This window comes from Dolichospermum sp. UHCC 0352 (genome assembly GCF_009711925.1).
GTDB lineage: Bacteria > Cyanobacteriota > Cyanobacteriia > Cyanobacteriales > Nostocaceae > Dolichospermum > Dolichospermum lemmermannii.
The window spans coordinates 1-2,051 of record NZ_VIKY01000213.1 but is presented as its reverse complement, the minus strand read 5'-3'; the positions used below and the strand labels follow the sequence as shown (position 1 = coordinate 2,051).

The window sequence follows — 2,051 nt, the reverse complement described above, 5'->3', positions numbered from 1 at the left end:
ATAAAATAGAATTCATGGGTAGAAACGACAAAACCCCTGATTTCTCAAGGGTTTCGATAAGGGCCAGCAGTTGGATTTGAACCTACGACCTTCCGATTACAAGTCGGATGCACTACCACTGTGCTATGCTGGCGATTTTGGTAAGAAGGTTTTTGATTGCCTCACCGATTTCATATTATAACATGGGGACATGATTTGTCTAGAGGGTAAGCAAAATATTTTTCTGATTGCCAAAAATTGGCAAAACTAGCCGCTAGGTTGTAGATTGATGCAAAAATATTTGGTACAGTGCAATTGGAGTATTCCTGGTGACACGGTTATACAAAGGCGCGGAAACATTTGTTCTTTATAGATAATCAAGCATGGCAGCATTAATAGGCAGAGATTTATTAAGTCTAGCGGATCTGAGTTCTGGGGAACTGCAAGAACTTCTGGAATTGGCTACTCAACTAAAGTCGGAAAAACTCAAGTTGCATTGTAATAAAGTTTTGGGTTTGTTGTTCTCCAAAGCTTCAACACGCACTAGAGTGAGTTTTACAGTCGCAATGTATCAACTGGGGGGACAGGTAATTGATCTTCATCCTCATGTCACTCAGGTAAGTCGAGGAGAACCTATCCAGGATACTGCTAGGGTGTTAGATCGTTATTTGGATGTTTTAGCCATTCGCACCTTTGCTCAACAGGAGTTGGAAACTTTTGCGAAGTATGCGAAAATTCCTGTAATTAATGCCCTCACAGATTTAGAACACCCTTGTCAAATATTGGCTGATTTACTCACCATTCAAGAAAAGTTTGGAACTTTGGCAGGTTTAACTTTAACCTATGTCGGTGATGGTAATAATGTCGCTAATTCCCTGATGTTGGGTTGTGCTTTGGTGGGAATGAATATCAGAATAGCTTTTCCGTCAGGATACTCCCCAGATGCAGAAATTGTGGAAAAATCTCGAGAAATAGCCAATAAAAAAACTGAAGTTCTTTTAACCCATGATCCCGAAGCAGCAGCTAAAGGTGCATCTGTACTTTACACTGATGTTTGGGCAAGTATGGGACAAGAAACACAGGCAAATAACCGGTTCCCTGTTTTTCAACCTTATCAAATTTCTGAACAATTATTAAGTCTTGCAGATCCAGAAGCAATTGTTTTACACTGCTTACCAGCCCACCGTGGTGAAGAAATTACTGAAGAAGTAATTGAAGGTTCACAATCACGGGTTTGGGACCAGGCAGAAAATCGTCTCCACGCTCAAAAAGCTTTACTTGCAAGTATTCTTGGGGCAAAATAACAATATTGGTAATTGGTAATTGGTAATGGGTAATTGGTAATGGGTAATTGGTTAAATTTTTATCTGTTCCCTGTTCCCTGTTCCCTATTAGTTACCAATTACCATAAATATTTAATAAAAGCTTGTTAAGGGAAGATTTTTGTAGTACCAATGTTCTAGGGACATTTATTATTTACTTCCCGATAAAATTATGGAACGTCTCACAGATCCTCAAAAAGAACTATACGAATGGTTGGTTGAATATATCAGGTTGAATCAACATTCTCCCTCGATTCGCCAAATGATGGAAGGGATGAATTTGAAATCTCCAGCACCCATTCAAAGTCGGTTGGAACATTTACGCAATAAGGGTTACATTGGCTGGAATTTAGGTAGGGCGAGAACTTTGCGGATACTTCATCCTGTTAAACAAGGTGTACCAATTTTAGGAACTATTGCCGCAGGTGGTTTGATTGAACCGTTCACAGATGCCGTCGAACATTTGGATTTGGCTAATTTATCATTACCACCTCAAAGCTATGCTTTAAGGGTCGCTGGGGATAGTATGATTGAAGATTTGATTGCAGATGGTGATGTGGTATTTTTGCGTCCTGTTGCTGAACCTAACCAATTAAAAAATGGGACTATCGTGGCTGCGAGAGTGGAAGGACACGGTACAACTTTAAAACGTTTTTACCGCCATGATGATCTTGTTACTCTCAAACCTGCAAATCCTAATTACAATCCCATAGAAGTATCGGCTATGCAAGTAGAAGTGCAAGGTTCTTT

Annotated in this window: 2 protein-coding genes and 1 tRNA gene; 2 read left to right on the top strand and 1 reads right to left on the bottom strand. The window is 39.7% G+C overall.

Annotated features, from left to right (window positions below):
- Positions 1 to 61: 61 nt before the first annotated feature.
- Positions 62 to 133 (bottom strand) — tRNA-Thr (locus FJR06_RS14740).
- A 229-nt stretch (positions 134 to 362) separates the two neighbouring features.
- Here FJR06_RS14740 and argF point away from each other — a divergent pair.
- Together argF and lexA are read left to right on the top strand one after the other, a co-directional pair.
- Positions 363 to 1,283: an ornithine carbamoyltransferase gene (gene argF, locus FJR06_RS14735; RefSeq protein ID WP_015080838.1), complete on the top strand. Its 921-nt coding sequence runs from the start codon at positions 363 to 365 to the stop codon at positions 1,281 to 1,283.
- 190 nt (positions 1,284 to 1,473) lie between these two features.
- On the top strand, positions 1,474 to 2,051 hold a 578-nt coding region (lexA, locus tag FJR06_RS14730; protein WP_168651701.1), incomplete at its 3' end, for a transcriptional repressor LexA.